A 25005-nucleotide genomic window follows, 5' to 3' on the forward strand; every position below is an offset into this window, starting at 1 on the left:
GTAATATTTAACATAACAGAAAAATATTTACGGCTATTTTGTGTTCATTCCATTACTTGATTATATAGGAAAAAAACAAAATATACAAAATATACAAAATATACAATAAAAATCATTGAACAAGACGGTACGATCCGGAACATCTCAACTATAAAAGCACAATAATGCTCAGAGATAACCCACCAAACTACAGAGAAAAGGCTGTCTCATTTTTGAGACAGCCCCCAAAGCACGTTTAAGGAGAAGCAGACTTTATACTATCGATCTTGCGACACCACGGAAACCTTCTCTCAATCAGCCTTCAGCGTCCGGACCAATTCCTTATCCGGCGTCACATAAAGGGTTTTTTGGCCTTCGTAGATGACGAAGCCGGGTTTCGCGCCGTTTGGTTTGCGGATGTTCTTGACCGCAACGTAGTCGACAGGGACGTTCGAAGAATTCTGGAACTTGGAATAATAGGCGGCCAAGCTCGCCGCTTCAAAGAGTGTCTCTTCGGAAGGGTGATTGCTTTCGATGATGACATGCGAACCGGGTATGTTTTTCGCATGCAGCCAAATATCCGATTTTTTTGCCGTCTTCAGCGTCAATTGATCGTTCTGCACATTGTTCTTTCCGATCAGGATGGTCGTGCCGTCCGATGACAGGAATTTGTGGGGCTTGCTGGTTTTGTGCTTTTTCTGTTTACCTTTGTACTTTTTCTTCAAATATCCGGATTCGCGCAGCTCGTCCTTTATGTCCTCCAAGTCCTGCGGATCGGAGAGTTGGATCAGCGTTTCGATGGATTCCAGATACTCGTTCTCCGCAAGGGTCTGCTCGATCTGCTCATTCACGTATGTGACGGCAGTGGTGAGCTTCTGATATTTGGAAAAATATTTTTGGGCATTCTGGGAAGGGGTCAGCGCTGGATTCAAGGCAATCGTGATCGGATTCTCATCATCGTAGAAGTTGTTGAGCGTCACTTCCAGATCGCCTTTTTTCATTTGATGCAGATAGGCCGTCAAGATCTCTCCCTTGATCCGGTAGACATCAGCTTTTTCCGTCTCCAACAGCGTCTGGTCCAGTTTCTTCAGCTTCAGCTGGTTCTTCTTGCGTTCCGTGTTGACGATATGGAGCAGCTCGGAAGCCACTTGGTTGATGCGGTCCCGGGATGCTTTTTCATCATAGTAGGCGTCCAACAATTCGCTGAGGCTGTCGTAATGCCTTTTCTCTCCCGGAAGACTACGGAACGGGAAGGGGGTAAAATGTTGTTTCTTTGCGGGTTCCTCGGTCAATGTCGGGATAGCTGTGTCCAGCTGTTGTTTAAATGCGAGAATCGCATCCGCTGCAGACAATCCATCCTGCTCCGTATAATAGCTGATTTCCATTGCGGAATCGCTGCCCAAGCCCTGAAAAGCTCCTTGCAAGGATTTGAATAGCGGTAATTCATCGTTGAATGTGGCCGCGACAGATGCCAGTTCCTCCTTGTCCATCTCAAAAGGGCTCGCTTTGTCCTGATGAGGCGGCAACTGATAGGTGACACCTGGATGCAGCGGCCGGTAACTGTTTTGGTAAAACGGCACATGCTTCAGGCAATCGATGATCATCCTGGTTTGTTTATCAATCAGGAAAATGTTGCTGTGGCGACCCATCAATTCGATGATCAATTCCATCTGGCGCTGGTCGCCGAGTTCATCGAAATTCCGGAACGAGAAAATGACGATCCGGTCGTTGCCCAATTGTTTGATGTCTTCGATGTAGGCACCCTCCAGATTTTTGCGCAACACCATACAGAAATTAGGCGCGGAATCGGGATTGGATAAGTTATCATTGATTACTTGTATCCGAGCGTAGGATGGGTGAGCTGACAGCAATACCCGTTTGTTTTTCCGATTGGCTCGTATGGTAAGAATAATTTCGTGTTGAAACGGTTGATAGACCTTGCTGATCCTGCCGTTTTCCAGGTCGCGGTTCAATTCCTTGACCATGGCACGTGTAAATACACCATCAAAAGACATGAGAACACCTCCTAGTACATGTCAATATACGCCTTTCATTATACCATATCATCTCCGACGTCTGTCCTGTTTCTTTTTCGTATCCTATTAACGAAAAAAACATAAGTTTTAATGGTTATGAAAATGTTAGAATAAAGAAAAAATATGCGAAAATTTTCGGGTTTTTACTTTTATTTTTCTGAAAAAGAATTCCCGCAAATAAACACATGTTCCAAATAGGCAGTTTTAAAAAACGACCGGTCCTGATGTCGATAGCTGATAAGCTACCCCTTTGCAATGCTGGAAGCTATTATCAATAAATACCGGGCCTGAAAAAATGGATGTCCAGATGCCCAAGCAGGCAAAGGCGGGGATGAAACAAAATACTGTTAGTTCCACGATTAAACAAACAGCATATTGATATTTCGGTTCGTTTTTTTTATTTATCGGAATTTAATGAACACCTATGTGCAATATGTCCGATATCTCTTGCGAAAAACGTATCGAACGTGTGGATACAGTGTAATAATAGTACGATGAAATGCTTATATATAAGTATTTAATCGTATACTCCTGGAATCTCTGGCTAACATTTTTTTAGAATTTCGTTTCATCAAATAACACTCCAGGAAATCAATGATCAGGCTAGGGCGCAACTTGATCATTGAACCTGAAAATAAAAAGTAAATAAAATGACATTTAATGTTGCTTTTACACAGTCAGTGACTTATACTAGGGAAGTAATCGAAACATGGAAGCGGTTGCGGCTTGCTGGACCTTGTGCGTTATTGAATATCAGCACCATTATGATTGGAGCCCGTCATAATGGGGGCCTGCTGTTCCTTCATAACCACCAACAAAAAGTCGTCAGCATTTCTCCGTGCGGTGTTGCAGAAGAAAAGGATTGTGATATCCAAACTGAATCCATCGCGACAAGTGGACTTGGGGGCTTGTCGTTTATTAAAAATCTCATCGCTTTGTGGTGAGAGAAATAACCTTGGGGGGATGGAGTACGTAATGGATGAATCAGCAAAATTGCAAGGTATGGTGTTTTGCTCATTTTTTCGTAAGCTAAATCAGCAAACGTATACTGCCATTATTCAATGCATATCCATCCTTCATTCAGCACCCTTCGATTACCTGTATACACAAAAAAGGTGCATTCATTTTGTAGGCCAACTTGAGCTTCCCCCGAAGTTTTTTGGGTCAATCAAAGGAAAAAAGCATGATCACAGGGTTGTTCCTTGATCATGCTTTTTGTTTTGCGGAAAGGAAGCGGAAGACAATATGAGAATACCTCATCTTTTTCTAATCCTACTCTTGACTTTGTTTTTCGCATTGGTTACTATTGAATTATCAATCATAAAGGAGCAATCAAGCATGTCAGCATATACTCGCGTTTCCGAAATGAATTTTTTTGATTGGCAAAGCCACGTGGAGTAGGTTGTTCTTTGTGACGTATTGATTGTCCATAGATACAGCCTCAGATGAAACATCTGAACAGTATCTATGTGGATTACTAAAGATATTTAAGCCGCCACATAGACAATATCGGTCTGTGTGGCGTTTTCTGTATTCAGCCGCCATACTTGGTTCAGATGGCGGTTTTTTTATCACCTTTTTACAAAATAAGAAGCAGAAACATTGGAGGAATCAGAAATGAACAAATTATTCAGAGTACGCGCAAGCATCTTGACCTTAATGGCAGCGACAGTATTAATGGCATGCGGCAATACGGAGGGCAATAATGCGGACACCTCTTCGGACGGTTCTGCAGCAAGCTCCACCGACAGCATCAACTCGGATTTGCCTTACATCGGTATTATGCAATTGACTACCCATCCGGCACTCGATCAGATTGGGGAAGGTATTATCGACCAATTGGAAGAGGCCGGATATGTGGACGGCGTAACGGCAACGATCGATTTCCAAAATGCGCAAGGCGACCAGTCCAATATGCAATCGATAGCGGAGCGGTTCGTTTCGAATGACGCGGACATCATGATCGGCATCGCTACCCCTGCAGCACAAGCCTTGGCGAACGCATCCAGCGATATTCCGATCATTTTGGGAGCCATCACGGATCCGGTGGCTGCCAGCCTTGTGCAGTCAATGGAAAAACCGGGCGGCAACATCACCGGCGTCAGCGACAAGACTCCGGCCCGCGATCAGTTTATTTTGATTCAACAATTGCTTCCTGATGTCAAAACGGTCGGTATCCTTTACTCATCAGCAGAGGACAATTCAATCAGTTCCGCTAAAGAGGCTGAAGAAATTGCTGCTTCATTAGGCTTGAAGACCGTCACGAAAACAGTCACTTCAACGAACGATATCGCGCAAGTCGCTGAAAGCCTTGCTTCCGAAGTGGATGCTATCTACGTACCGACAGATAATACTATCGCAAGCGGATTGGCGACATTGATCCCGGTTGCGGATTCTTACAACATCCCGGTATTCCCTGCTGTGGACACGATGGTTGAAGAAGGCGGATTAGCGACAATCGGTTTGAATCAATATGCATTGGGAACTCAAACGGGTGCTGTTGCGGCTGATATCCTGGCTGGGGCCGATCCCGCTACTTACCCGGTACAGTACGCGACTGGGATCCAACTGGTCATCAATCGAGCAAAAGCAGACCAATTGGGCATCACGATTCCTGATGATATCGCACAGAACGCCATCTTTGTAGGTGAAGGAGAGTAAATTTAATGAACATGATTATTTCCGCCGTCTCCCAAGGGTTGCTTTGGAGTATTCTGGCACTGGGTTTATTTGTAAGTTTCCGTATATTGGATTTGGCTGACATGACTACCGAGGGTTCATTTCCCCTCGGTGCGGCTGTCGCTGTTCAAGCCATCACTTTAGGCGCCAATCCTTATATCGCTATTATATTTGCCATCATTGCCGGCAGTTCAGCCGGACTGATAACTGGTTTTTTGATCACAAAATTGCAGATTCCCAGCCTTTTGGCGGGTATTCTGACGATGACTGGCCTCTATTCCATCAACCTGCGCGTGATGGGTAGAGCAAACATCAGTCTGTTGGGCAAGGATACGATTTTCACCGTTTTCCAAAACATGAATCTCCCAAGACATTTCGACACGATTACGTTGGGCTTGTTGGTAGTCGTATTGATTATTGGGCTCTACGTCATCTTTTTCAAAACGGAATTCGGTCAAGCTGTCATCGCGACAGGTGACAATGAAGCGATGGCCCGCTCATTGGGTATTTCCACAAATACGATGAAAATCGTCGGCCTGATGATTTCGAACGGCATCGTCGCATTGGCCGGGTCCATCATCGCCCAGGACAATGGCTACGCCGACATCAGCATGGGTATCGGAACGATTGTCATCGGTCTGGCTTCGATCATCATCGGCGAAGTATTGTTCACGAACGTCTCTTTCAAAATGCGTTTGGTTTGCCTGATGCTCGGTTCGGTCCTGTACCGCTTGATCATGGTGATGGTATTGGAAGCCGGCATGAATCCGAATGACTTCAAGTTGATTTCAGCCGTATTGTTGACCTTCTTCTTGGCGTTGCCGAAAATCAAGGAAACCTACTACATGTACTCATTGCGAAAGAAGGTGAAGCGAAATGACTAATCATGAAGCGATGTTGACGATGTCACATGTCTCCAAAACGTTCTACCCTAGTTCACCCAATCAGGTCAACGCCCTGCAGGACGTCAATCTGACGGTCAGACAAGGCGATTTCATCACCTTGGTCGGAGGCAACGGAGCAGGCAAATCAACCCTGTTGAATGCCATTTCCGGAAACTTCCTGCCTGATACAGGCGATATCATCGTAAACGGACAAAATGTTACATTCCTGAAAGAAGATAAGCGCGCGCCATACATCAGTCGGGTCTTCCAGGATCCAAAAATGGGGACCGCTCCACGGATGACGGTGCAGGAAAACTTATCCTTGGCATACCGCAGAGGCCAAAAACGGACGCTGCGCTTCGGGACTTCACACGAAGAAAAAGCATTCTTCAAAGAGGAACTGAAAAAATTGGGCTTAGGCCTGGAAAACCGTATGGGCTCTGATATCGGGCTTTTGTCGGGCGGCCAAAGACAAGCCATCGCGCTGCTGATGGCAACGATGAAAAGACCGGATATCCTTCTGCTTGACGAACATACGGCAGCGTTGGATCCGAAAACGGCCAAATTGGTTTTGGAATTGACGAATCAACAAGTGGTCGACAACAACCTTACCAGCATCATGATCACCCACAACCTTCAGGACGCGATCCAGTACGGAAACCGCATGCTGGTGCTGCATCACGGTCAAATCATGAACGATTACGACGCTGAAACGAAGAAAACATTGACGCCCGAAAAAGTGTTTGCTGAACTTCAGGAATTATCCATCCAAGACATCTTGGTCTGACAGAAAGGTAGTGATCTTTATGTGGCATCCGGGAGATGCGATTGGCTTCATCAGCTGCTCGAACGGATTGACGAATAATGACCGCTCGCTGGAAATGGTTTCGTCGCTCAGCCGGAAACTCAAGCATGATTTTGGCCTTGAGACCGTAATGAGTGACGTACTTTTCCTGGATAAAGAGACACAGCAAACCGAGGCCCCTGCATCCCGTGCAGGGGCTTTATTGTCCCTTTATTCCGATGCGAGCGTAAAAGCGATATTTGACTTATCCGGCGGGGATTTAGCCAATGAAATATTGCCTTATCTCGATTTCGGGATCATAAAAAAGAATCCGAAACCCTACTTCGGCTACAGCGATAATTCTGTGATCGTGAATGCGATCCAAGCCAAGACCGGCATCCAGAATATCCTCTATAACCCAAAAGTGCTCGTGAGCCAGGAGGAAGCATTCCAAACACAAGCCCTCCGTGATTTATCCAGCGGTAACGATGCAGACTGGACCAGCACGTTCGGAATAGGCGGAAACAGTGCCTCTGAGCAATCTTCGGTAGTTTTTTCAGGCGGGAATCTGCGTTGTTTCCTGAAGCTGGCAGGGACCCCTTATTGGCCGGAATTGGAAAACAAAGTGATGGTCCTCGAATCGGCAGGCGGCAGGTACGAAGCGATGTGCAGCGGGTTGGCGCAACTGGAACAATTGGTCGCGTTCGAAAAAATCAATGGTATGCTCATCGGGCAATTCACGCAAATCGAGTTGGATGGAAAAAAGGCCGCTTTTCTGGCTGTGTGCAGGGGCTATGCTTCGCGGTACGGGTTCCCGGTGTGGGAAACGGCCTTCATCGGACATGATGACCGTTCCAAGCCGATCCGCATCGGCTGAGGGGACTGTATCTTGCTTGATTGCGAAAAAACACAACATCCGTTTAGTCATCATTGACAAAAGTGTCTATGCGCGTTATTATTTTAGCAACAGAATGAATTTCCTTTAACGAGAGTCCAGAGAGACTACTAAGGAGCATATCAGGCGTACTGCGCCTTCATCATGACTTTATGCCCATTGTCTCTTTGACCATGGGCTTTTTTTCTGGAGATTTATCCTATCGCACAATTTAATAGCGAATGTGAGACTTTAAGGGGGTCCTGTGAGGCCCGCAAGGTCACTAGATGGCCGCTCTGTATCCAAATATGGGAGCGGCTGACCTAGAACCTGAAGAACTTACAAATTCTTCGGGTTCTTTTTGCCTCCATTCACAAAAAAACTAATTGGAGGGCTTTTAAATGATGCAGACGACAAATCAGATCGCATTAAAAAACTTTGTAAGTGTCGAGGAACTCACGAATCTGGAAATCATGTCCCTGATCCTGCGTGCATCCGAATTCAAAAACGGCGTCCAACCGGACAGAAATTTGACTGCGGGAATCTACGCTTCGAACTTATTTTTCGAGAACAGCACACGCACGCACAAAAGCTTTGAAATGGCGGAGCATAAGTTGGGGATGCAGGTCATCGGTTTTGATACTTCGACCAGCAGCGTCAGCAAAGGCGAAACGCTTTATGACACGGTCCTGACCTTATCGGCGATTGGCGTGGATGTGGTCGTTATCCGCCACAGCGCAGAAGCCTACTACAAAGAGTTGATCGAAAGCCCGGGCATTACTGCGTCCATCGTGAACGGCGGAGACGGCGCCGGCCAGCACCCAAGCCAGTGCTTGCTTGATCTCTTGACGATCTACGAAAAGTTCCATACTTTCAGCGGTGTGAAGGTGGCCATCTGCGGCGACTTGTCGCACTCGCGCGTCGCCAAAACAAACATGCAGATGCTGCAACGCCTCGGAGCGACCGTTTATTTCACAGGTCCTGAAGAGTGGTACGATCCTACTTTCGACCAATACGGCACGCACATGGACATTGATGACATCATCGGCGAAGTCGATGTCATCATGCTGCTCCGCGTCCAGACGGAACGTCATGGCGGTAAAGCAATGCGCTATACAAAAGCAGAGTACCTGGATCAATTCGGACTGACTGTCGCTCGGGAAGCCCGCATGAAGGAAACAGCCATCATCATGCATCCCGCTCCAGTCAACCGCGATGTGGAATTGGCGGATAGCCTAGTGGAATGCCGCCGCTCACGGATTGTGACGCAAATGAAAAATGGCGTCTTTGCCAGAATGGCCATCTTGGAAGCCATCGTAAACGGAAGAACAACGAACGGATAACAATAACAATTCACCAGTGGAGGGATAACATGTCAGTTTGGATAAAAAACGCGAAAATGTTGGGTCAAAAAGAGGAACTTATTCCTGTAGAGATATATGTGAAAGACGATAAGATCGCCGCGATCGGCCAGGATCTGCAGGTAGCGGATGCTGATGCAACCGTCATCGATGCCAAGGGTGGTCTGGTCACTCCCGGATTGGTAGATGTGCACGTACATTTGCGTGAACCAGGTTTCACCTATAAAGAAACCATCGAAACAGGCACACAGGCAGCTGCTCGCGGAGGATTCACTACTGTCTGCGCAATGCCGAACGTGAATCCCGTTCCGGATACGGCAGATAAATTTGCTGCTATCCAACAGCTGATCAAAGATACTGCCATCATCAAAGTCAAACAGTACGCGCCAATCACCGAGAACTTGCGCAGTGATGTCCTGACCGATCAGAAGCAATTATTGGAAGCCGGCGCTTTCGCCTTCACCAACGACGGTGTCGGTGTCCAAACGGCCGGAACAATGTATTTGGCGATGCAGGAAGCCGCAAAGAACAACGCCGCACTTGTTGCGCATACAGAAGATGACTCCCTGTTGTTCGGAGGCGTGATGCACAAAGGTACGCGCTCCGACGAATTAAATCTGCCAGGAATCTTGAGCGTTACGGAATCGACACAAATCGCCCGCGATGTGCTTTTGGCGGAAGCGACAGGCTGTCATTACCATGTCTGCCATGTTTCCACGAAAGAAAGCGTACGCGTTATCCGTGATGCCAAACGCGCAGGGATCCATGTCACTGCCGAAGTCGCACCACATCACTTGATTCTGATCGATGGTTCCATCCCAACGGATACTGCCATCTACAAAATGAACCCGCCATTGCGCGGCGCTGAAGACCGCGCAGCCTTGATCGAAGGTTTGTTGGACGGCACAATCGACTGCATCGCAACCGATCATGCACCGCACGGCGAAGAAGAAAAACAAGGCGGTATGGTCGGCGCTCCATTCGGTATCGTCGGCATCGAGACTGCTTTCCAATTAATGTATTCCAACTTCGTCTTGGGCGGCGTCTTCACCTTGAAACAACTGGTCGATTGGATGACCGTCAAGCCTGCAGCATTGTTCGGTATGGGGTCAGGGACACTGGATATCGGATCCCAAGCGGATATCGCCATCTTCGATTTGGCCAACGAATACGAAATCCGCAGCGAAGACTTCCTTTCGAAAGCGACAAATACACCGTTCACCGGCTGGAAAGTCAAAGGTGAAACACTTTATACATTAGTGGATGGCAAGGTCGTCTACACCAAATAAATGCAAGACCCGGAGTAAGCAGCGAATTGCAATTCGTTGCTTATTTCTTTATAATGACTAGGCACAATAATGAATGGATAGGTGAAAAAATGACGAAACATTTAAAGAACATGTTATTGGTCATCGTTGCGGTCACCATAACCGCTATCGGGGCGAGTTTCACAGTGAAAGCCAACGTCGGCGTGGGTGCCTATGAAGCCCTTAACATGAGCATCAACCAACTTTCCGGCATCAAAATCGGAACGCTGGCAATCATATTGAATATCACATGTGTAGGCATCCAATGGCTTTTGATGAAAAAAGATTTTTCGCTCAGACAATTGTTTCAGATTCCTGTCACATTGATTCTCGGCCAAGTGATGAACCTGATGCTTTATACAGTTTTTTCCGGTTTGACGATCGACCAGTACTGGGTGAAGATCGCCATGGTCATTTTAGGGGGCATCATAGCCGCAATCGGGGTCGGATCGATGATGGCTTTAAATTACATCAGTATGCCTTTGGAGGGCGCTTGTATGGCCTTCAGTAACCGTTTCGGCTTCAACTTCGGGAAAGTGCGCCAAATAGTCGATGTGTTGTTGATCGCAGCTGCTTTGCTGATCGCATTCTCAACCGACACCGCCATTACCGTACGCGAAGGGACCATCATCAGCATGCTTTTCTTCCCGCCAAGCATGAATTTCGTCTATGAAAAAATCAGATCTTCGGCCGCTGCGCAGGAACTCTCCATCGATCTGGACTGATTCATTTAGTCATAAACCACTAGATATGGTTTGTTTTTTAATCGATAATACTGTATGATGTATCCATAAGCTTTATTCGAAAAAAGTTTTTATCGGATAATCAATGGAGGGAACCATCATGTCGAACAAGAATGTCACAGTATACACGAAACCAAATTGCATGCAGTGCAATTTCACAAAGAAATTTTTGGATGACAACAGCATCCGTTATGAAATCAAAGATATCCAGGAATCCGAAGTGGCCCTGGCTGAAGTCAAAGAGTTGGGTTTCCAATCTTTGCCTGTAGTCGTCTTTGATGGCGTTGAGCCATTTTTCGGCTTCAGACCTGATTTGCTTGAACAATTGATCACCGCGTAGCCGCCGTTATCCGAACAGCGCCAGATTGTCCTTTCAGGGGCATCCGGCGCTGTTTTTTCTGCTAATTGTGGTGAGTCGTGTTAAAATAGAGGAAACAAAACAACAATTAGAAAGAAAGGGGAGTAAATTTTATGGAAAAATCGTTATATCACACAGAGGTCATAAATAGTGAGGGTTTGAACGGAATAGCCAGAGTATCCGATGGGTCTTCTTTACGAACGTCGGACCCACTGAAAGATTTGCCTGGATTTAATCCGGAGCAATTATTCGGCCTCTCATGGTCGACCTGTTTAAACGCAACCATCGAAGCTCTGTTGAAAGCTAGAGGAGCCCAAGCACGCAGCCAGGTGCAAGTGCATGTCGATTTCTGCAGGGAAGAAGACGGAAAAGGCTTTTATTTCGATCTGAAGGCCTTTGTTTCAGTCGAAGGCATGGAGTTAGCAGACGTCGAGAAACTTGCGCAATCCGCCCATAAACGCTGTCCAGTTTCAAAAATCATCGGTGACTACAATCATGTCACCATCGAAGTTGTCCCTTTCACAGAATAGCGCCTTTTAAATCGTCTGCTGCAATTATCAACTAATCCGTATCACTTTGCATCAGTCTGTTTTGTGATAAAATAGTTAAAAGCAGAAAAGGTGGCGTAGCATATGTTAAAGGACTTTGATTTTGATAAAAAAGACAAGACATTATCCGGCACAAAAAGGTCTGAACTCGGCAGTGAATTGGCCGCTTTGCAAAGAAAATTGGTCAGTAGCGATTCATCCATGCTGATTGTCGTCGATGGCTGGGAATCCTCAGGAAAAGGGCATATATTGAAGGATCTGACGAGAGAATTGGATCCGCGTTATTTCGAAGTAAGCGCCTTTGATGATGCCTTGGACGATTACGCAGAGCGTCCTTTTTTGTGGCGTTTCGCACGGGATTTACCCGGAAAAGGGAGGATCGCTTTTTTTGACCGGAGTTTCTATTCTGAACTCATGAACGATCTGAAAGTGAAGGATGAACGACTGGAACATCACCTTGGCTATATTAGTTTCTTGGAGCGGATGCTGGTTGCTGATAACACGATTGTCCTGAAACTGTTTCTGCACCAGTCCGAAAACACGATGGAAAAACGGATTTCGAAACTGAAAGAAGATCCTTACAGAGAATTCCTCATCACGAAAGACGATGAAAAACAACTCAAAAAGTACCCTAAATATTTGAAACATTTCGATAAAATACTGGAAAACACAAATTTCGAATCGTCTCCGTGGCACGTAATTTCTTCAGAGGATCTGAAAGACGCTTCCCGAGAAGCGATCAGCATCGCAATCAGCACTTTGAAAAGTCATCTTGAGCAGACCGAAAAGAAACCACCCGCGCCGATACGTTCCGGCCTGAAGGAAAAGCCACTGGCCAAAGTCGATCTGAAAGCCGCCATAATGGAAGAAGAGTATGAGGCGCAGCTGCCAAAACTGCAGGAAGAAGCGGGGCAATTGGTCTACGAAATGTGGCTGAAAAAGATTCCGTGTATCCTTGTGTTCGAAGGGACGGATGCAGCCGGCAAGGGTGGTGCAATCAGCCGATTAACGAGACTGATCGACCCCCGCAGCTATGATGTCGCCACAACTGCTGCACCTACGGAAAACGAGAGCCGGTATAACTATCTTTGGCGTTTCTATCAGACTTTCCCGGTAAAAGGAAAGATGACCATTTATGACAGAAGCTGGTACGGCCGCGTATTGGTTGAACGGGTGGAAGGTTTCACGCCAGAACACCGCTGGGCCGCTGCCTATGATGAAATCAATGAAATGGAACACAACTTGGTCCATGACGGCTTGTTGATCATTAAGTTCCTGATCGTGATCGACAAAGAAGAGCAAAAACGGCGCTTCAAGGACCGGGAAAACGACCCGGAGAAGAATCACAAGCTGACCGACGAAGATTGGCGGAACCATGAAAAATTCGAGCAATACGAAGAAGCGATGAACGAGATGGTCGCCAGAACAGACACAAAAGATGCTCCGTGGATCATAGTCGAAGGGACCCAAAAAGAATATGCCCGGATCAAAGTGTTGAAAGAATTCATCAGTCGGGCAAGAGCCTTCATTGATAGCCATGAGGGCAAAAAGTAAGCAAAATAGTCGAATGTAAGCGGGGCGTATAATTTGTTAACAAACAAGAAAGTAACCATCTATGTAACGGGCGGCATCGCAGTCTATAAAGCAGCCGATCTCGTCAGAAAATTCATCAAAGCGGGCGCCGAAGTTAAAGTCGCGATGACCGCTTCGGCCCAGGAATTCGTCACGCCGTTGACATTCCAGGTATTGAGCAAGCACGTCGTCTACACAGATACCTTCGATGAAAAAGATGCACAGTTCGTCAGTCATATCCATTTGGCAGATTGGACGGAGCTTGCAGTCATAGCGCCAGCAACAGCAAACATCGTCGCCAAGATGGCGAACGGCATTGCCGATGATTTTGTGTCGACAGCGCTATTGGCTACGACGGCTCCACGCCTGATTGTGCCTGCCATGAACCAACATATGCTGGAGAATCCGGCTACAGCCCGGAATATGGAAGCTCTGAAAAGTTACGGCTATGAAATCATGGAACCTGACACAGGCTTTTTGGCTGAAGGTTATGAAGGCAAAGGGCGCATGCCTGAACCGGAAAAAATTGTGGAGGCCGCACAGCTGGTCGTTCTGAATAACGCCAAAGAACTGCCTTTGAAAGGTAAAAAAGTGCTCATCACAGCAGGAGGAACAAAAGAGCGCATCGATCCGGTAAGATTCATCAGCAATGATTCTTCCGGAAAAATGGGCTACAGTTTGGCTAAAGCCGCCCGTGATTTAGGTGCTGAGGTGACATTGGTAACCGCAACGAATCTGTTGCCGATACCTTTTGGAGTCGAATCAATTTACGTACAATCATCCGAAGAAATGGAATCAGAAGTGTTAGATAAATTTCACAATCTAGATATGGTCATCATGGCAGCGGCTGTATCTGATTACAGACCGAAAACACAAGCAAACGTCAAAATCAAGAAAACAAACGAGGATTTAACTTTGGTTTTGGAGAAAACGATAGATATTCTGGCTGAACTAGGAAAAAGAAAAACAGGCCAATTTTTGATCGGTTTTGCGGCTGAAACGAATGATGTCGAACATTATGCGCTGGATAAGCTGAAACGCAAAAATGCGGACATGATCGTAGCAAATGACGTTTCGAAAGAATATGCAGGTTTCAACAAAGAAACAAATGAAGTGACCATTTTTCAAGCGGATAAAGAACCAATCCAAATTTCGGTGCGGTCAAAAGATTTGATTGCTGAAGAAATCTTGTATGCAGCGATCGATTCGATGCATGATGATGTTGACGCGGGATAAGTTAAAATGACGAATAAATAATAATATGTAGCAAAATTGCGATAACGTTGATTATTTCGCAATTTTGCTATTTTTATGCGGTATGGTCCGGACGATTATGGTTATCTCAGTATATGATCATTTTTAGATTTAACTTAGTATAATATATATTATGTAAACTAGAATATCCAAATTTAAATAGAAGGTCTTCACCCTATGCTTTTGGAGAGATTTATCAGTATTTTTCTATTATTCTGGATCGCCACAGATAGTAATCTTATTTTTTGTTTTATTTGAGAAAATGTTCCTCGTTGAATTTTTTTCAACTGGACAAATATGCAAAAACATTCTGGAGTATCCACACATATGTTTGAATTTATTTTACGTCAAGATGATTAATCAGGTAATCTGCCGGCAATATAGATTCGCAACCTAAAAAGCGCCCGAGATTTTCCCCGAACGCATGTGAGGGCGCTATGTCAACTTTTCAGAAATTTCTTTGATAACCATATCCTTTAGGGCGTCAAAACTTTCATCCCAAGTTGCAACATTGACACATAGCGAAATTGCTTCATCTGTCGTGAGTGACAATTCTTTGCTGTTCAATGTCAGAAAGGCTTCTAAAGCAACGAAGGCTGTACGTTTATTTGCGTTGTGAAAACAATGTTTTTTGACTAGGTTGATAAACAAGATCGCTGCTTTTTCAATGATTGAAGGATAAACCTCTTCTCCAAATGCAGTAGCATAAACAGAATTGACACACATATGCAACGATCCAGAATCTTTTACACCAATCAATTCATCTGGAGAGTATCGCTGAATGAGATATACATTGATCGCAATGAGTTGGCTTTCAGACAAAGAAACGATCATTTGTCGACCAATTCTTTCAATGCTTCATCATTTTTGTCGCAAATCCCCTTCACCAATTCCATAAACGACTCTGTGATTACTTCTTGTTTCTTTTTCATTGTTACCTTTTCACCCTGTGTATCAAATTCTAAGGTGTCCCCTTCTTTAAGGCCAATTTGCTGCAACACTTCCATCGGAATAGTTACCGCGAGACTGTTTCCGACTTTTCTTAATTTTCTTTCAATAACTTTATTTTCTTTTGTCAGAGTCATTTTCTATTCCTCCTATCATTTGTATACACATTATACATTATACAAGTTATATAGTGAAGAACAAACGCTCTGATACCCGTCAATCGAAATATTCAAGCAGCTTTTCTTTGACTTCTTCGAGGAATTCCAAATCGGAAGCAGTTGGATTTTCGATTTCCAGCAATGTGAGATAATCATCCGAATCCATGCTGTTTACCACCAGTTCTGTTAAAGAACCATGTGGAAATTTGTTCATGCGGATGTCGAGCTCAGATTCGAGATACGCACGGTTACAACCTGAATAGGACTGGATCTTTCTGATCAGATCATCATAATTCACGTTTTTTCTTTGCTCTGTCACAATTTCTTCCATGAACATCAGGATATCCTGTTCCGTTTGACTCTCGTGATCCGGAGTCACCCTTTCCTTCAGGCCTTGCAAAAACTGCTCCAATTTTATTCTGTTGACCGTCACGTTTTTCATAGTACCTCTCCTCGCTCCAGAAACATTTCCAGCAACCTTCGTACCTTTATATTACCACCAAAGTAGCTGATTGAACGAATCAGAGCATTTGCGATACAGGCAAAGAAAAAGAAAAAGCGAAAGCGCCCTTTCCTATTGCCGGAATATGGGCGCGTTCGCTATGTTTTTTCTATTTTCAGCTTCTTACAGGTACAGCTTGCAGCATTTGGTACAATTCAGAAGGAGACGGCACATCGCTGATGTTTTCGGAGTAATGGCTCAGGACAACTTGCCCTTTTCTATCGACGACGATTGTCGCCTGCAGTTGTAATTCATTCCCCTCAAATCGTTGACATTCGATCCCATAATAGTCGAATTCCAGCAATTTATCTTCAGAAACGCCGTATACAAGTTGTCGCATTGACTCTGAAGAAGGAATATTGAAGTGCCCATACAATTCCTGCTCTGGGTCCGCTATGACAGTGAATGGGATGTTCAATTTGGCAGTTCTTTCGGCAACAGCAGCTTCTGTGCCCTGTATCACCATCAGGATTTCGATACCCTGTTCTTTGAGGAATTTGTAGGCATCGCGGTATTTCAGCATGTCCAGTTGGCTCATGCCGCACCCCAGATGTCTCAGGAAAATCACTGCAGTGAAATTGCGTTTCAGCTGAGATTGGAAACTTTCACAATTTCCATTCTTCGTCAAAAATAAAAAGTCGTCTATTTCTGTTCCTTCGGTCAACTTCATGTAGCCCACTCCTTCCGCTTTCCCCTTAAGATTATTCCTTCGAGTGCCATTTTTAATGCCGGTACGTTGATTCCATGTAAGAACATCTTACCGTTTCTTTCTGATTTTGTCGATGTTATTGTTACATTTTCTTGTCAGAATATATTCCACGAGATTTTCCAAAGGCTGTAGCTGTTGTCATATTTGTCTAATAGCTACAAATTAACAGCGCTTACAATTTGTGATAGATTGACTTTGATGAGGCAATCAAGCATATAAGGAGGTGTAGAATATGGCAAGAGGAGGCGGTGGCGGTTCACGTGGAGGAGGCGGTTCATTCGGCGGCAGCCGTGGTGGCGGTGGCCGAAGCAGCGGCGGTCGCGGCAGCTCTTTTGGCAGCGGTTCATTCGGCAGCAGCAAAGGCGGTCGTGGTGGAAGTCGCGGAGGAAGTGGTGGATCATTTGGTGGCGGCGGGTTTAATATCCCCCGTTCCGGTTCGAGTGGCCCGATTTTCCGGAGCGGCCCTATCATCAGAGGCCCCTCATCCGGCGGTCCTATCTTCTCAGGTGGAGGTCCCAGAGGCGCTCCGGGATGCGGCTTAGGATGCGGCACGATTGCGTTGATAGTGATCATTCTGGCTGTCGTTTTTGGTTTGATTTTTTCTTTCAATTCAGGTTCCTCTACCTCCAGTTCGGGTGGAGGCAATGAAATCACCCTTTCCACAGTGGAACGGGAGCCCCTTCCGGATGGTTCAGTAACCGAAACTGATTATTATACGGACACGATTGGCTGGATCGGCAACCGGTCGGAATTGACTTCCGGTATGAAGCATTTTTACGAGAAAACTGGCGTGCAACCCTATCTTTACTTGACGGATGACATCAACGGATCGACCAATCCTTCGATGGAGGATTTGGAAAGCTTTGCGAACGAAAAGTATGACGAACTTTTTGCGGACGAAGCCCACTTGCTGTTGGTCTTCTTCGAATATCAGTCCAGCATGTACATGGATTATTATGTTGTCGGTACGCAGGCTGCCACCGTCATCGATACGGAGGCCGGCGATGTCTTGCTCGATTATATCGATTCCTATTACTACGACGACAATAAGACGGACGAAGAATTTTTCAGCCATGCTTTCCGAGATTCTGCGGATCGCATCATGGAAGTGACGCGTTCCCCGTGGATTACGGTCCTGATCGTATTCGGCGTTGTTGTTCTGCTCGCCCTTCTGTTCTTGTGGTGGAGGCATGCCAAAAAACAAAAGAACCTGGAAGCGCAGCAAACCGAAGACATCCTCAAGACGCCGTTGGATACGTTCGGCAACACCGAGACGGAAGAACTGACGAAAAAATATGATGCCGATGTCCCGCAACAAACCGATACAACCGATATCAACCCTACCCCGCAGCCAGAAGACGAAACCAAGGAAGATATGAAACCCTAAGGAGGAAACGGAAATGGCAATACTGGAGAGATTCTCGGATATCATCAGTGCAAACATCAATGCTTTGATCGACAAAATGGAAAATCCGGAAAAGATGATCGACCAATACCTGCGCGACATGATGGAAGATTTGGCTGAGGTAAAAAGGAGCACGGCCGGCGTCATGGCTGAGGAAACCCGGACTAAACGCTTGGTCGACGAGAACCAGGCCGAAGTCATCAAATATACGGACTACGCCAAAAAAGCCTTGGCTGCTGCCAATGAGAACGATGCCCGAATTTTCCTGACCAAAAAGCAGGAATTGGAAAATGTCGGTGCCGGATTGGCGACTTCATACGCTTCAGCCCATGAGAATGCCGTCAAGATGCGTCAGATGCACGATAAACTGGCAACCGACATCGAAACGCTCAAATCCCGCCGCGAAATGATCAAATCCAAGATGGCGGTCGCCAAAACCCAGGAAACACTCAACAAAGCGACGGATTCCATCGCAAGCACGAAAGGTGCCATGAGCTCTTTCGAACGCATGGAAGAAAAAGCCGACAAAATGTTGGATGAAGCGAATGCGATGTCCGAGTTGAACATGACACCGATCGACGAAGCGAAGGCACTGGAAGAAAAATACGCCAGCCAAGGCTCGGCATCTGTCGAAGATGAGCTTGAGAAAATGAAAAAAGATATGGGATTATAAATCACCATCAAATTAAAAAAGTGCACCCTGCCGACTTTAGATGGCAAGGTGTACTTTTTGCTGTTTTTGTGGAAACGCATTTTGAGGCGATTTCAATCGGGAATGTGTACCCACCATCACGAAACTCTCTCAAAACACGTTATTTTTCTATGGGTGTTAAAATCCGAAATCGATCCGTTTGTATACGTTGTTGATGTTCTCCTGGGTGATGTCGATATAGCGGAGCGTGACCGCCTGCGAAGAGTGCTGAAAGATTGTCTGGAGCAAGGAAATATCGACGCCCTGCTTATAGGAATGGTAGCCGAAGCTCTTCCGCAGCGAATGGGCACTCAAGGTGATGCCGATCATATCCCCGGCATGTGCGATGATGCGGTGCGCCTGCGTGCGTTTGATATGGCTGCTCTTGTCGGCGTTGGAATAGAACAAATAGTCAGCAACAGTCAGCCCTTCCCGTTCCACGTAATCCGAAATGGATTGCTTCAAGCGGTCATGGATGGCCAGCTCCTTCTTCTTGCCCGTTTTCATCTCGACGATCTGATACGACTCTTTCCCTAGCACTTGCCCTACCTTCACGTTCAGGATGTCGCTGATGCGCAACCCAGTACGGATGGCATACTCCAGCAGCAGGCGATTTTTCGAATGAGGCGGATAAACGTCCATCAATGTTTGAATTTGGCTAATGTCTTTGATTGCATGAGTGGTATTCACTGAAATGTCCTCTTGTTTCCTCTATTTTATCCCCTCCGATATCCGGGGGGTTTCGGGTGATTTCGCTAAAAAAAGCATACCATTTCGGCATTGATAAATCAACGTTTCATAGGGAACACAATTATACATGTGTTCCCTTATTTGGTATCCAAATTCATAATTTGAACGGCTGCAGAAACGATTTTTGAGACGATTTCGCGCATGACTAAGGACAACGGTGCGTGAAACGGTACAAATGGCCCCTATTAGGGAATACTTTGACTTTGCGCCGCGGAAGCTTCATACTTATTTAATAAAATCATAATACATTTCGTAGTCTATCTTTGATACAATTTTAGGAAGCTACGAAAGAAAGAAGGTTAAACCATGAAACTGAAAAAAATGATGACAACAGGTCTGGCTTCATTGGCCTTATTGGGAATTACCGCTCCGGCAGCATTCGCCGATAAAGTCGCAATCGAACCGATCTTCACTTATGGCGAAAGTCTGAATGCCGCCCAACTGGAGGAAACCAGAGAAACACTGGGAGTGGCCGATGGGACGAATGAGTTGGTTGTGGCCGTCAATGAACTGAACGGATTGCTGCAGGATGATTATCCTTATAGCCAAGTCTATTCGAGCACGTACATCACGCCTGCCGACAGCGATGGTGCTGTTTCGGTGGAAATCCTGACTCCTGAAACAATCACCTCCATCACAGAGGCACAATACAAGAATGCCGCCATCACAGCCGGTGCAGTGGATGTGGACATCAAGGTGGCATCCGCCGTCACAGTTGACGGATCCGGGGCATTGGCAGGCGTATACAAAGCTTTCGCTGATTCAGGGAATACATTGGACTCTGAAGCTGTAGGGGTAGCCCAGGAAGAATTGGCTGTTACTTCTGCAGTTACCGAAGAAAATAAAGACAACAGCGGGTATTCGGATGAGTTGATGAACGCAGCGATTGTAGAAATGAAACAGGATATCCAAGAAGCTAAGGATGCCAACAACGGCACCCTCAGCGCAGATGAAATCCGTCAGATAGTCGAGGATGTGCTGAAAAACTATAATCTTGACAGTATTCTGTCAGCGGACAACATCACGAATATCCAAAATCTGATGATTAATTTCGGTGACATCAATCTGACGGCCGAGCAAAAAGAACAGATCGCAGCTTTCGGTAAAGAACTGCAAGCCACTGGCGGAAAATTGTTCGAGAAGGCAAAAACGGCCTGGAGCACTGTTGATCAAGAACAACTGAAGGAAGACAGCATGGGCATTTGGGAATCCATCGTCCAATTCTTCACGAACCTTTTCGGCGGGAATGACAGCACTACAACCGAAACCGAATAACCCAAGCTTCAACAACCGGATAATGAAGAAGCCTCCCTTTCTGTATACGTCGAAAGGAAGGCTTCTTGCTATTTGGTGATTCGTTTGGATTTAATCATGGTAGTTCCCTATCGTCTTCACAAAAAAATACAATTTGCATGTTATCCTCTTTAATGAGCACTGATGCATTTATCGAAAGGAGGATACTCGTTTGATGGACCTTCCCGTATTGATTGTTCTCTTTGTTGCGGTAGCTTACTTCAACTATTCCAGCCATGGCAGGTTTGCGTATACGTTCGGCATTTATCTGGACCTCCCCAACGTCATCATCCATGAGTGCGGCCATGCTCTGACGGCGCGCTTATGGGGCGGAAGCATCCAGTCGATAAAATTCAATGTCCTGCCCGCAATCGTCAAAAATAGCGGCATCCTCGGATTGGCCGAAATCGGAAACCGCAGCGGGTTGGGGATGTTCTTTAGCCTTTTGGGCGGCTATGTTTCGCAGGCATTGTTCTTTGTGGTCATGTCCTATCTCTATTTACAGGGACTGTTGCTTTGGATCATTCCGCTTTTTTTGGGCATCTATCTACTAACGAATTTGTTGGCTCGGGAAAAGAGTTTTTGGCAGAATCTGATCATCCTGATTGTTATTGGTATTTCTATTTTGATCTACCGGAACGACTCCAGCATTCTGATTAGGATTTATCAGTCAGTTGACATCATCACAAGCAGTTTCGTCGTCTGGTATATGCTTGGTTTGGCCCATCAATTTTTCATTGTTTTGCTTTTAAAAAATGACAGCCATTGGGACGGAACAGCTTTGGCGACTAAAACATATATCCCTACTATCATCTGGAAAGGCCTCTTTCTCCTTGCCATGGGCGGAGCGTATTTCGCCCCCTCTTGGCTGCAATTACTATTGGTTTAAATCAGACAATCCAAAAAGCTGAAGAAACGCCTCTATAATGGCATTCTTCAGCTTTTTTTGCTGGTTTTATCGTTGGGTCAGATGTGCTTCAATTTTGGCGATGTCTGACAGATCTTTTTCCCGGCCCAACTGCTTCTTCATAACGATGACTGATTCCAGGCTAGCGACCGGAACCCCCTCGATCATCGTGCTGTCCCCGCTATGCCAATCCTCAAAAATTTCTACGTCTTCGCTGTAGATCACTTTGCGGGCAAATTCGCCTTGTTTGATCGGGTATCCCTGAGCTGCTAAAGCTTGGAACGCTTCCTTTGTGCAGCTGATGTCGATATCTTTAGTTTCCTCTTTTATGCCATGCATCACCAATGCCGTTCCGGTGATGACGCAATAGTCCCCAGCTTTCAACGGAAGCGCCGAAACGCTTTCCTTGATTGTTTCTTTTAAAAACATGTCCCTCACTCCTCGTTCATTCACCCAGAGTACATTATATCATGCAGCCAAATCAATTTATTAATGCGAGGCAAAAAAAGAGGGGCCAGCGAGCAGATTATGTGCTCGCTGGCCCCTCTTTTTTGATTCCGTTTATTTCACGTCTTTGAAAAGACCCGTAAAATCGAACGTTGCAAAATAATCCGCTGGTGTTTCTGCGCGGCGGATCATTTCCGTGCCGCCGTCTTCCTTCAACAGGATTTCGGCCGAGCGCAATTTTCCGTTGTAGTTGTACCCCATCGAGAAGCCATGCGCTCCTGTATCATGAATCACGACCAAGTCGCCGATGTCGATTTTAGGCAGCATGCGGTTAACGGCGAATTTGTCGTTGTTTTCGCACAATCCGCCGGTCACATCATACAAGTGATCTGCTGGCTGATCTTCTTTGCCCATCACGGTGATGTGATGATAAGCACCGTACATTGCCGGACGCAACAAATTGACTGCGCTGGCATCCAGGCCGATGTAATCTTTGTAGATGTGTTTTTCATGGATGGCCGTCGCCACCAAGCAACCGTATGGCCCAAGCATGTATCTGCCTAGCTCTGTGTAGATTGCAACATCACCCAAACCAGCAGGCACTAATATCTCTTCGAACGCCTTTCGGACACCTTCGCCGATTTTTGCTACATCCGCAGCTTTTTGCTCCGGTAGGTAAGGAATGCCGATTCCACCTGATAAGTTGATGAAAGTGATATCCGCGCCTGTTTCTTCCTTCAGTTCGACGGCCGTCTGGAACAGGATGCCTGCAAGGATCGGATAGTATTCATCCGCAACGTTATTGCTGGCTAGGAACGAATGCAGGCCGAAGTGCTTCACGCCTTTTGCCATCAACTTTTTGAAACCTTCCGTCAATTGCGGACGTGTGAAGCCGTATTTTGCGTCTTCGGGTTTGTCCATGATTTCGTTGTTGATCGTGAACTCACCGCCTGGATTGAATCGGCAGCTGACCGTTTCCGGCAATCCGGCTACTTCTTCCAGGAAATCGATGTGAGTAATGTCATCCAAATTGATGGTCGCATTCAGTTTGTGGGCGAATTGAAAGTCTTCTTTAGGCGTCACGTTCGAAGAGAACATGATTTCATCGCCTTTGAATCCGAGTGTATCAGCCATCATCAACTCTGTATAAGTCGAACAATCGACGCCACAACCTTCTTCTTTCAGAATCTGCAGAATGGCCGGTGTCGGTGTTGCCTTCACAGCGAAGTATTCTTTAAAGCCTTTGTTCCAGGAGAAAGCTGCATTCAATTTGCGCGCATTCTCACGGATACCTTTTTCATCATATAAATGGAAGGGAGTCGGATACTGTTGTACGATTCCTTCCAACTGCTCTTTTTCAACAAATACTTTTTTTGTCATTTCGCTTCAAATCCTCTCATAATTTCGACTACTTTGATTTCGTTCTGCAACGATTCTTTCAATAAATCAACTACATTTTTCTTCCCGGAATACAGGCACGTGGAAAACTCGCCCTCATCGATATCACCCGTCAAAACGGTCGTGGAGTCCACGATGATCCGTACTTGCTTCTTCGGCTTCTCTAAAACATGGACAGTCATGCCTTCCTGAGGGAACGGCGTATCAGTTATGACGACCATTTTTATGCCGCGCTGATGCGCAACCTGCATTTCCGTCAAAAGGTCCGGCAGGATATTTCCGGAAACGGACAAGTAGACACGGGACTTGGATTCTGAAATCATATTACGCATTTTGTCCAGTATGCGGTGTTCGCCTGTGATGGTTATGTACCCCTCCGCATCTTCTCTTCTTTGCGGGATATTCTTGATCAATTCCTGCTTGGATTCCTGCAGGGATCGGATCTTATTCCCGCAGAATTCCTCCACTGGCACTGGCGTGTATCGGGTTGTCTCCCCCTCAATGATGAAAGCCGCTCCTTTTTCAACCAATGAAGCTAATGATGCATAGGCGTTCGAGCGTGAAATGCCGGTTATTTTTGATACTTCATAGCCGTTCAAATCCCCGTCCGCAAGCAAAGTCAGGTAGATGGTTGCTTCGTGTCTGGTCAAATTAAATCGCGTCAACAATTCTGTGTTATCCACTGAATAAATCCTCTCGTTTCAATGCGTGTTCTGCTTTTTTGACAGTAGTATTACTGCATAGGAACACTATATACTATTTCCGTTTTCTTGTCTATTTCTAATGCTTTTTTCATGATTTTTTTTGATTGATCTATCGGTCCCATGCTGCTCTTCAGACAACATGATGGCTGTAGTGCTCAACTAAGTCCCCGAGCATGTCGGTGGCGATGTCGTTCTGGCCTCCACGCGGGACGATGATGTCGGCCTGGATTTTGGACGGCTCAATGAAGGAATCATGCATCGGTTTGACGGTCGTCAGATAACGGGCGATCGTACTCTCATAGGTGCTGTTCCGTTCGCGGATATCCCTCTCGATTCTTCTGATCAGACAGATGTCAGGTTCCGCATCCACAAATATTTTGATGTCGATCATTGGCACCAACTTGGGTATGGCCAAAATCAGGATTCCTTCCAGTATGACGACCGGTTTTGATTCGATCGAGGTCGTCTTTTTCGAACGCGCTTGCGCACCGAAATCGTAGATCGGCGCCTCGATGTCTTGTCCTGACCGGAGTTTGGCCAAATCCGCTATCAGAAGATCGTTATCGAAAGCATTAGGAGGGTCGAGGTTCAGCTTTTCACGCTCTTGTGCACTCAGATGCGTCTGATCTTTGTAGTACCAATCCTGCGATCTGTATCCATTATAAGCTTTCGACGGGCCACAGGCGAACGCGAATGGCAAAAAAAACAAGAATC

The 25005-nt window shown here is 45.9% G+C and carries 26 protein-coding genes; 16 read left to right on the forward strand and 10 right to left on the reverse strand.

Features of this window, described 5'->3' with window-relative positions:
* Positions 1-290: 290 nt before the first annotated feature.
* Positions 291-1994, reverse strand: coding sequence for an NFACT RNA binding domain-containing protein (locus TES5_RS02610; RefSeq protein ID WP_068559500.1), 1704 nt, complete (start codon positions 1992-1994; stop codon positions 291-293).
* Between the two features lie 671 nt (positions 1995-2665).
* On the opposite strand from TES5_RS02610, the gene TES5_RS15125 reads away from it, so the two are divergent.
* From TES5_RS15125 to coaBC, 12 genes are all read left to right on the forward strand, one after another.
* Positions 2666-2959, forward strand: a complete 294-nt coding sequence (locus TES5_RS15125) for a hypothetical protein (protein ID WP_157080383.1) — start codon at positions 2666-2668, stop codon at positions 2957-2959.
* Positions 2960-3632: 673 nt separating this feature from the next.
* Positions 3633-4676: a tryptophan ABC transporter substrate-binding protein gene (gene trpX, locus TES5_RS02620; protein WP_068559504.1), complete on the forward strand. Its 1044-nt coding sequence runs from the start codon at positions 3633-3635 to the stop codon at positions 4674-4676.
* A 5-nt stretch (positions 4677-4681) separates the two neighbouring features.
* The gene (locus TES5_RS02625; protein WP_068559506.1) at positions 4682-5578 is read left to right on the forward strand and encodes an ABC transporter permease; all 897 of its coding nucleotides are present in this window, start codon (positions 4682-4684) and stop codon (positions 5576-5578) included.
* On the forward strand, positions 5571-6365 hold the full coding sequence (locus tag TES5_RS02630; protein ID WP_068559508.1) for an ABC transporter ATP-binding protein: 795 nt from the start codon (positions 5571-5573) through the stop codon (positions 6363-6365). The genes TES5_RS02625 and TES5_RS02630 overlap by 8 nt, the downstream gene beginning before the upstream one ends.
* Positions 6366-6384: 19 nt before the next feature.
* Complete coding sequence (locus TES5_RS02635; RefSeq protein WP_068559510.1) at positions 6385-7239, forward strand: LD-carboxypeptidase; 855 nt, start codon at positions 6385-6387, stop codon at positions 7237-7239.
* A 398-nt stretch (positions 7240-7637) separates the two neighbouring features.
* Positions 7638-8579, forward strand: a complete 942-nt coding sequence (locus TES5_RS02640) for an aspartate carbamoyltransferase catalytic subunit (RefSeq protein WP_068559512.1) — start codon at positions 7638-7640, stop codon at positions 8577-8579.
* 29 nt (positions 8580-8608) lie between these two features.
* Complete coding sequence (locus TES5_RS02645; protein ID WP_068559514.1) at positions 8609-9886, forward strand: dihydroorotase; 1278 nt, start codon at positions 8609-8611, stop codon at positions 9884-9886.
* Positions 9887-9975: 89 nt separating this feature from the next.
* On the forward strand, positions 9976-10629 hold the full coding sequence (locus TES5_RS02650) for a YczE/YyaS/YitT family protein (protein WP_068559516.1): 654 nt from the start codon (positions 9976-9978) through the stop codon (positions 10627-10629).
* Positions 10630-10747: 118 nt separating this feature from the next.
* Positions 10748-10987: a glutaredoxin-like protein NrdH gene (gene nrdH / locus TES5_RS02655; protein WP_068559518.1), complete on the forward strand. Its 240-nt coding sequence runs from the start codon at positions 10748-10750 to the stop codon at positions 10985-10987.
* Positions 10988-11118: 131 nt separating this feature from the next.
* Positions 11119-11535: an OsmC family protein gene (locus tag TES5_RS02660; protein WP_068559520.1), complete on the forward strand. Its 417-nt coding sequence runs from the start codon at positions 11119-11121 to the stop codon at positions 11533-11535.
* Positions 11536-11637: 102 nt separating this feature from the next.
* Positions 11638-13107, forward strand: a complete 1470-nt coding sequence (locus TES5_RS02665) for a hypothetical protein (protein ID WP_068559522.1) — start codon at positions 11638-11640, stop codon at positions 13105-13107.
* 33 nt (positions 13108-13140) lie between these two features.
* Positions 13141-14361, forward strand: a complete 1221-nt coding sequence (gene coaBC / locus TES5_RS02670; protein ID WP_068559526.1) for a bifunctional phosphopantothenoylcysteine decarboxylase/phosphopantothenate--cysteine ligase CoaBC — start codon at positions 13141-13143, stop codon at positions 14359-14361.
* A 453-nt stretch (positions 14362-14814) separates the two neighbouring features.
* On the opposite strand, the gene TES5_RS02675 is transcribed toward coaBC, so the two are convergent.
* The 4 genes from TES5_RS02675 to TES5_RS02690 all read right to left on the reverse strand — a co-directional run bounded on the left by TES5_RS02675 (position 14815) and on the right by TES5_RS02690 (position 16657).
* Positions 14815-15213 carry a type II toxin-antitoxin system death-on-curing family toxin gene (locus TES5_RS02675; protein WP_083546373.1) on the reverse strand — a complete coding sequence of 133 codons (399 nt, stop codon included), beginning with the start codon at positions 15211-15213 and terminating at the stop codon, positions 14815-14817.
* Positions 15210-15464 (reverse strand): AbrB/MazE/SpoVT family DNA-binding domain-containing protein, encoded by a 255-nt coding sequence (locus TES5_RS02680; RefSeq protein WP_068559528.1) that lies wholly within the window; start codon positions 15462-15464, stop codon positions 15210-15212. The genes TES5_RS02675 and TES5_RS02680 overlap by 4 nt, the downstream gene beginning before the upstream one ends.
* 79 nt (positions 15465-15543) lie before the next feature.
* Positions 15544-15927: a hypothetical protein gene (locus TES5_RS02685; protein WP_068559530.1), complete on the reverse strand. Its 384-nt coding sequence runs from the start codon at positions 15925-15927 to the stop codon at positions 15544-15546.
* A 175-nt stretch (positions 15928-16102) separates the two neighbouring features.
* Positions 16103-16657: a redoxin domain-containing protein gene (locus TES5_RS02690; RefSeq protein ID WP_068559532.1), complete on the reverse strand. Its 555-nt coding sequence runs from the start codon at positions 16655-16657 to the stop codon at positions 16103-16105.
* Between the two features lie 271 nt (positions 16658-16928).
* Between TES5_RS02690 and TES5_RS15325 the strand changes: the two genes are divergently transcribed.
* Positions 16929-18083: a hypothetical protein gene (locus tag TES5_RS15325; protein WP_068559534.1), complete on the forward strand. Its 1155-nt coding sequence runs from the start codon at positions 16929-16931 to the stop codon at positions 18081-18083.
* 13 nt (positions 18084-18096) lie between these two features.
* Positions 18097-18774, forward strand: a complete 678-nt coding sequence (locus tag TES5_RS02700) for a PspA/IM30 family protein (protein ID WP_068559537.1) — start codon at positions 18097-18099, stop codon at positions 18772-18774.
* Positions 18775-18930: 156 nt separating this feature from the next.
* Here TES5_RS02700 and TES5_RS02705 read toward each other — a convergent pair whose 3' ends face one another.
* Positions 18931-19482: a tyrosine-type recombinase/integrase gene (locus TES5_RS02705; protein WP_072763674.1), complete on the reverse strand. Its 552-nt coding sequence runs from the start codon at positions 19480-19482 to the stop codon at positions 18931-18933.
* A gap of 366 nt (positions 19483-19848) precedes the next feature.
* Between TES5_RS02705 and TES5_RS02710 the strand changes: the two genes are divergently transcribed.
* Positions 19849-20817 carry a DUF1002 domain-containing protein gene (locus TES5_RS02710; protein WP_068559539.1) on the forward strand — a complete coding sequence of 323 codons (969 nt, stop codon included), beginning with the start codon at positions 19849-19851 and terminating at the stop codon, positions 20815-20817.
* Positions 20818-21010: 193 nt separating this feature from the next.
* Entirely contained in the window at positions 21011-21724 is a 714-nt protein-coding gene (locus TES5_RS02715; RefSeq protein ID WP_068559541.1) for a M50 family metallopeptidase, read from the forward strand.
* Positions 21725-21790: 66 nt separating this feature from the next.
* Here the strand turns inward: TES5_RS02715 and TES5_RS02720 are convergent, their stop codons facing one another.
* From TES5_RS02720 to udk, 4 genes are all read right to left on the reverse strand, one after another.
* Entirely contained in the window at positions 21791-22171 is a 381-nt protein-coding gene (locus TES5_RS02720; RefSeq protein ID WP_068559543.1) for a hypothetical protein, read from the reverse strand.
* A 132-nt stretch (positions 22172-22303) separates the two neighbouring features.
* Positions 22304-23569, reverse strand: coding sequence for a diaminopimelate decarboxylase (locus tag TES5_RS02725; RefSeq protein WP_068559546.1), 1266 nt, complete (start codon positions 23567-23569; stop codon positions 22304-22306).
* Positions 23566-24270 (reverse strand): TrmB family transcriptional regulator, encoded by a 705-nt coding sequence (locus TES5_RS02730; RefSeq protein ID WP_068559548.1) that lies wholly within the window; start codon positions 24268-24270, stop codon positions 23566-23568. The genes TES5_RS02725 and TES5_RS02730 overlap by 4 nt, the downstream gene beginning before the upstream one ends.
* 151 nt (positions 24271-24421) lie before the next feature.
* Entirely contained in the window at positions 24422-24991 is a 570-nt protein-coding gene (gene udk / locus TES5_RS02735; protein ID WP_178137776.1) for a uridine kinase, read from the reverse strand.
* Between the last annotated feature and the right edge of the window lie 14 nt (positions 24992-25005).

Source organism: Trichococcus sp. ES5 (assembly GCF_900067165.1).
Classification (GTDB): domain Bacteria; phylum Bacillota; class Bacilli; order Lactobacillales; family Aerococcaceae; genus Trichococcus; species Trichococcus flocculiformis.

Excerpts from the sequence above, each read along its gene's own strand:
- TES5_RS02610 (WP_068559500.1), bottom strand. The coding sequence starts at position 1,994 with ATGTCTTTTGATGGTGTATTTACACGTGCCATGGTCAAGGAATTGAAC.
- TES5_RS02715 (WP_068559541.1), top strand. The coding sequence starts at position 21,011 with ATGGACCTTCCCGTATTGATTGTTCTCTTTGTTGCGGTAGCTTACTTC.
- TES5_RS02625 (WP_068559506.1), top strand. The coding sequence starts at position 4,682 with ATGAACATGATTATTTCCGCCGTCTCCCAAGGGTTGCTTTGGAGTATT.
- TES5_RS02630 (WP_068559508.1), top strand. The coding sequence starts at position 5,571 with ATGACTAATCATGAAGCGATGTTGACGATGTCACATGTCTCCAAAACG.
- TES5_RS02650 (WP_068559516.1), top strand. The coding sequence starts at position 9,976 with ATGACGAAACATTTAAAGAACATGTTATTGGTCATCGTTGCGGTCACC.
- TES5_RS02665 (WP_068559522.1), top strand. The coding sequence starts at position 11,638 with ATGTTAAAGGACTTTGATTTTGATAAAAAAGACAAGACATTATCCGGC.
- TES5_RS02635 (WP_068559510.1), top strand. The coding sequence starts at position 6,385 with ATGTGGCATCCGGGAGATGCGATTGGCTTCATCAGCTGCTCGAACGGA.
- TES5_RS02660 (WP_068559520.1), top strand. The coding sequence starts at position 11,119 with ATGGAAAAATCGTTATATCACACAGAGGTCATAAATAGTGAGGGTTTG.
- TES5_RS02710 (WP_068559539.1), top strand. The coding sequence starts at position 19,849 with ATGAAACTGAAAAAAATGATGACAACAGGTCTGGCTTCATTGGCCTTA.
- trpX (WP_068559504.1), top strand. The coding sequence starts at position 3,633 with ATGAACAAATTATTCAGAGTACGCGCAAGCATCTTGACCTTAATGGCA.
- TES5_RS02675 (WP_083546373.1), bottom strand. The coding sequence starts at position 15,213 with ATGATCGTTTCTTTGTCTGAAAGCCAACTCATTGCGATCAATGTATAT.
- TES5_RS15325 (WP_068559534.1), top strand. The coding sequence starts at position 16,929 with ATGGCAAGAGGAGGCGGTGGCGGTTCACGTGGAGGAGGCGGTTCATTC.
- TES5_RS02720 (WP_068559543.1), bottom strand. The coding sequence starts at position 22,171 with ATGTTTTTAAAAGAAACAATCAAGGAAAGCGTTTCGGCGCTTCCGTTG.
- TES5_RS02700 (WP_068559537.1), top strand. The coding sequence starts at position 18,097 with ATGGCAATACTGGAGAGATTCTCGGATATCATCAGTGCAAACATCAAT.
- TES5_RS02690 (WP_068559532.1), bottom strand. The coding sequence starts at position 16,657 with ATGAAGTTGACCGAAGGAACAGAAATAGACGACTTTTTATTTTTGACG.
- TES5_RS02680 (WP_068559528.1), bottom strand. The coding sequence starts at position 15,464 with ATGACTCTGACAAAAGAAAATAAAGTTATTGAAAGAAAATTAAGAAAA.
- TES5_RS02725 (WP_068559546.1), bottom strand. The coding sequence starts at position 23,569 with ATGACAAAAAAAGTATTTGTTGAAAAAGAGCAGTTGGAAGGAATCGTA.
- TES5_RS02640 (WP_068559512.1), top strand. The coding sequence starts at position 7,638 with ATGATGCAGACGACAAATCAGATCGCATTAAAAAACTTTGTAAGTGTC.
- TES5_RS02645 (WP_068559514.1), top strand. The coding sequence starts at position 8,609 with ATGTCAGTTTGGATAAAAAACGCGAAAATGTTGGGTCAAAAAGAGGAA.
- TES5_RS15125 (WP_157080383.1), top strand. The coding sequence starts at position 2,666 with ATGACATTTAATGTTGCTTTTACACAGTCAGTGACTTATACTAGGGAA.
- nrdH (WP_068559518.1), top strand. The coding sequence starts at position 10,748 with ATGTCGAACAAGAATGTCACAGTATACACGAAACCAAATTGCATGCAG.
- TES5_RS02685 (WP_068559530.1), bottom strand. The coding sequence starts at position 15,927 with ATGAAAAACGTGACGGTCAACAGAATAAAATTGGAGCAGTTTTTGCAA.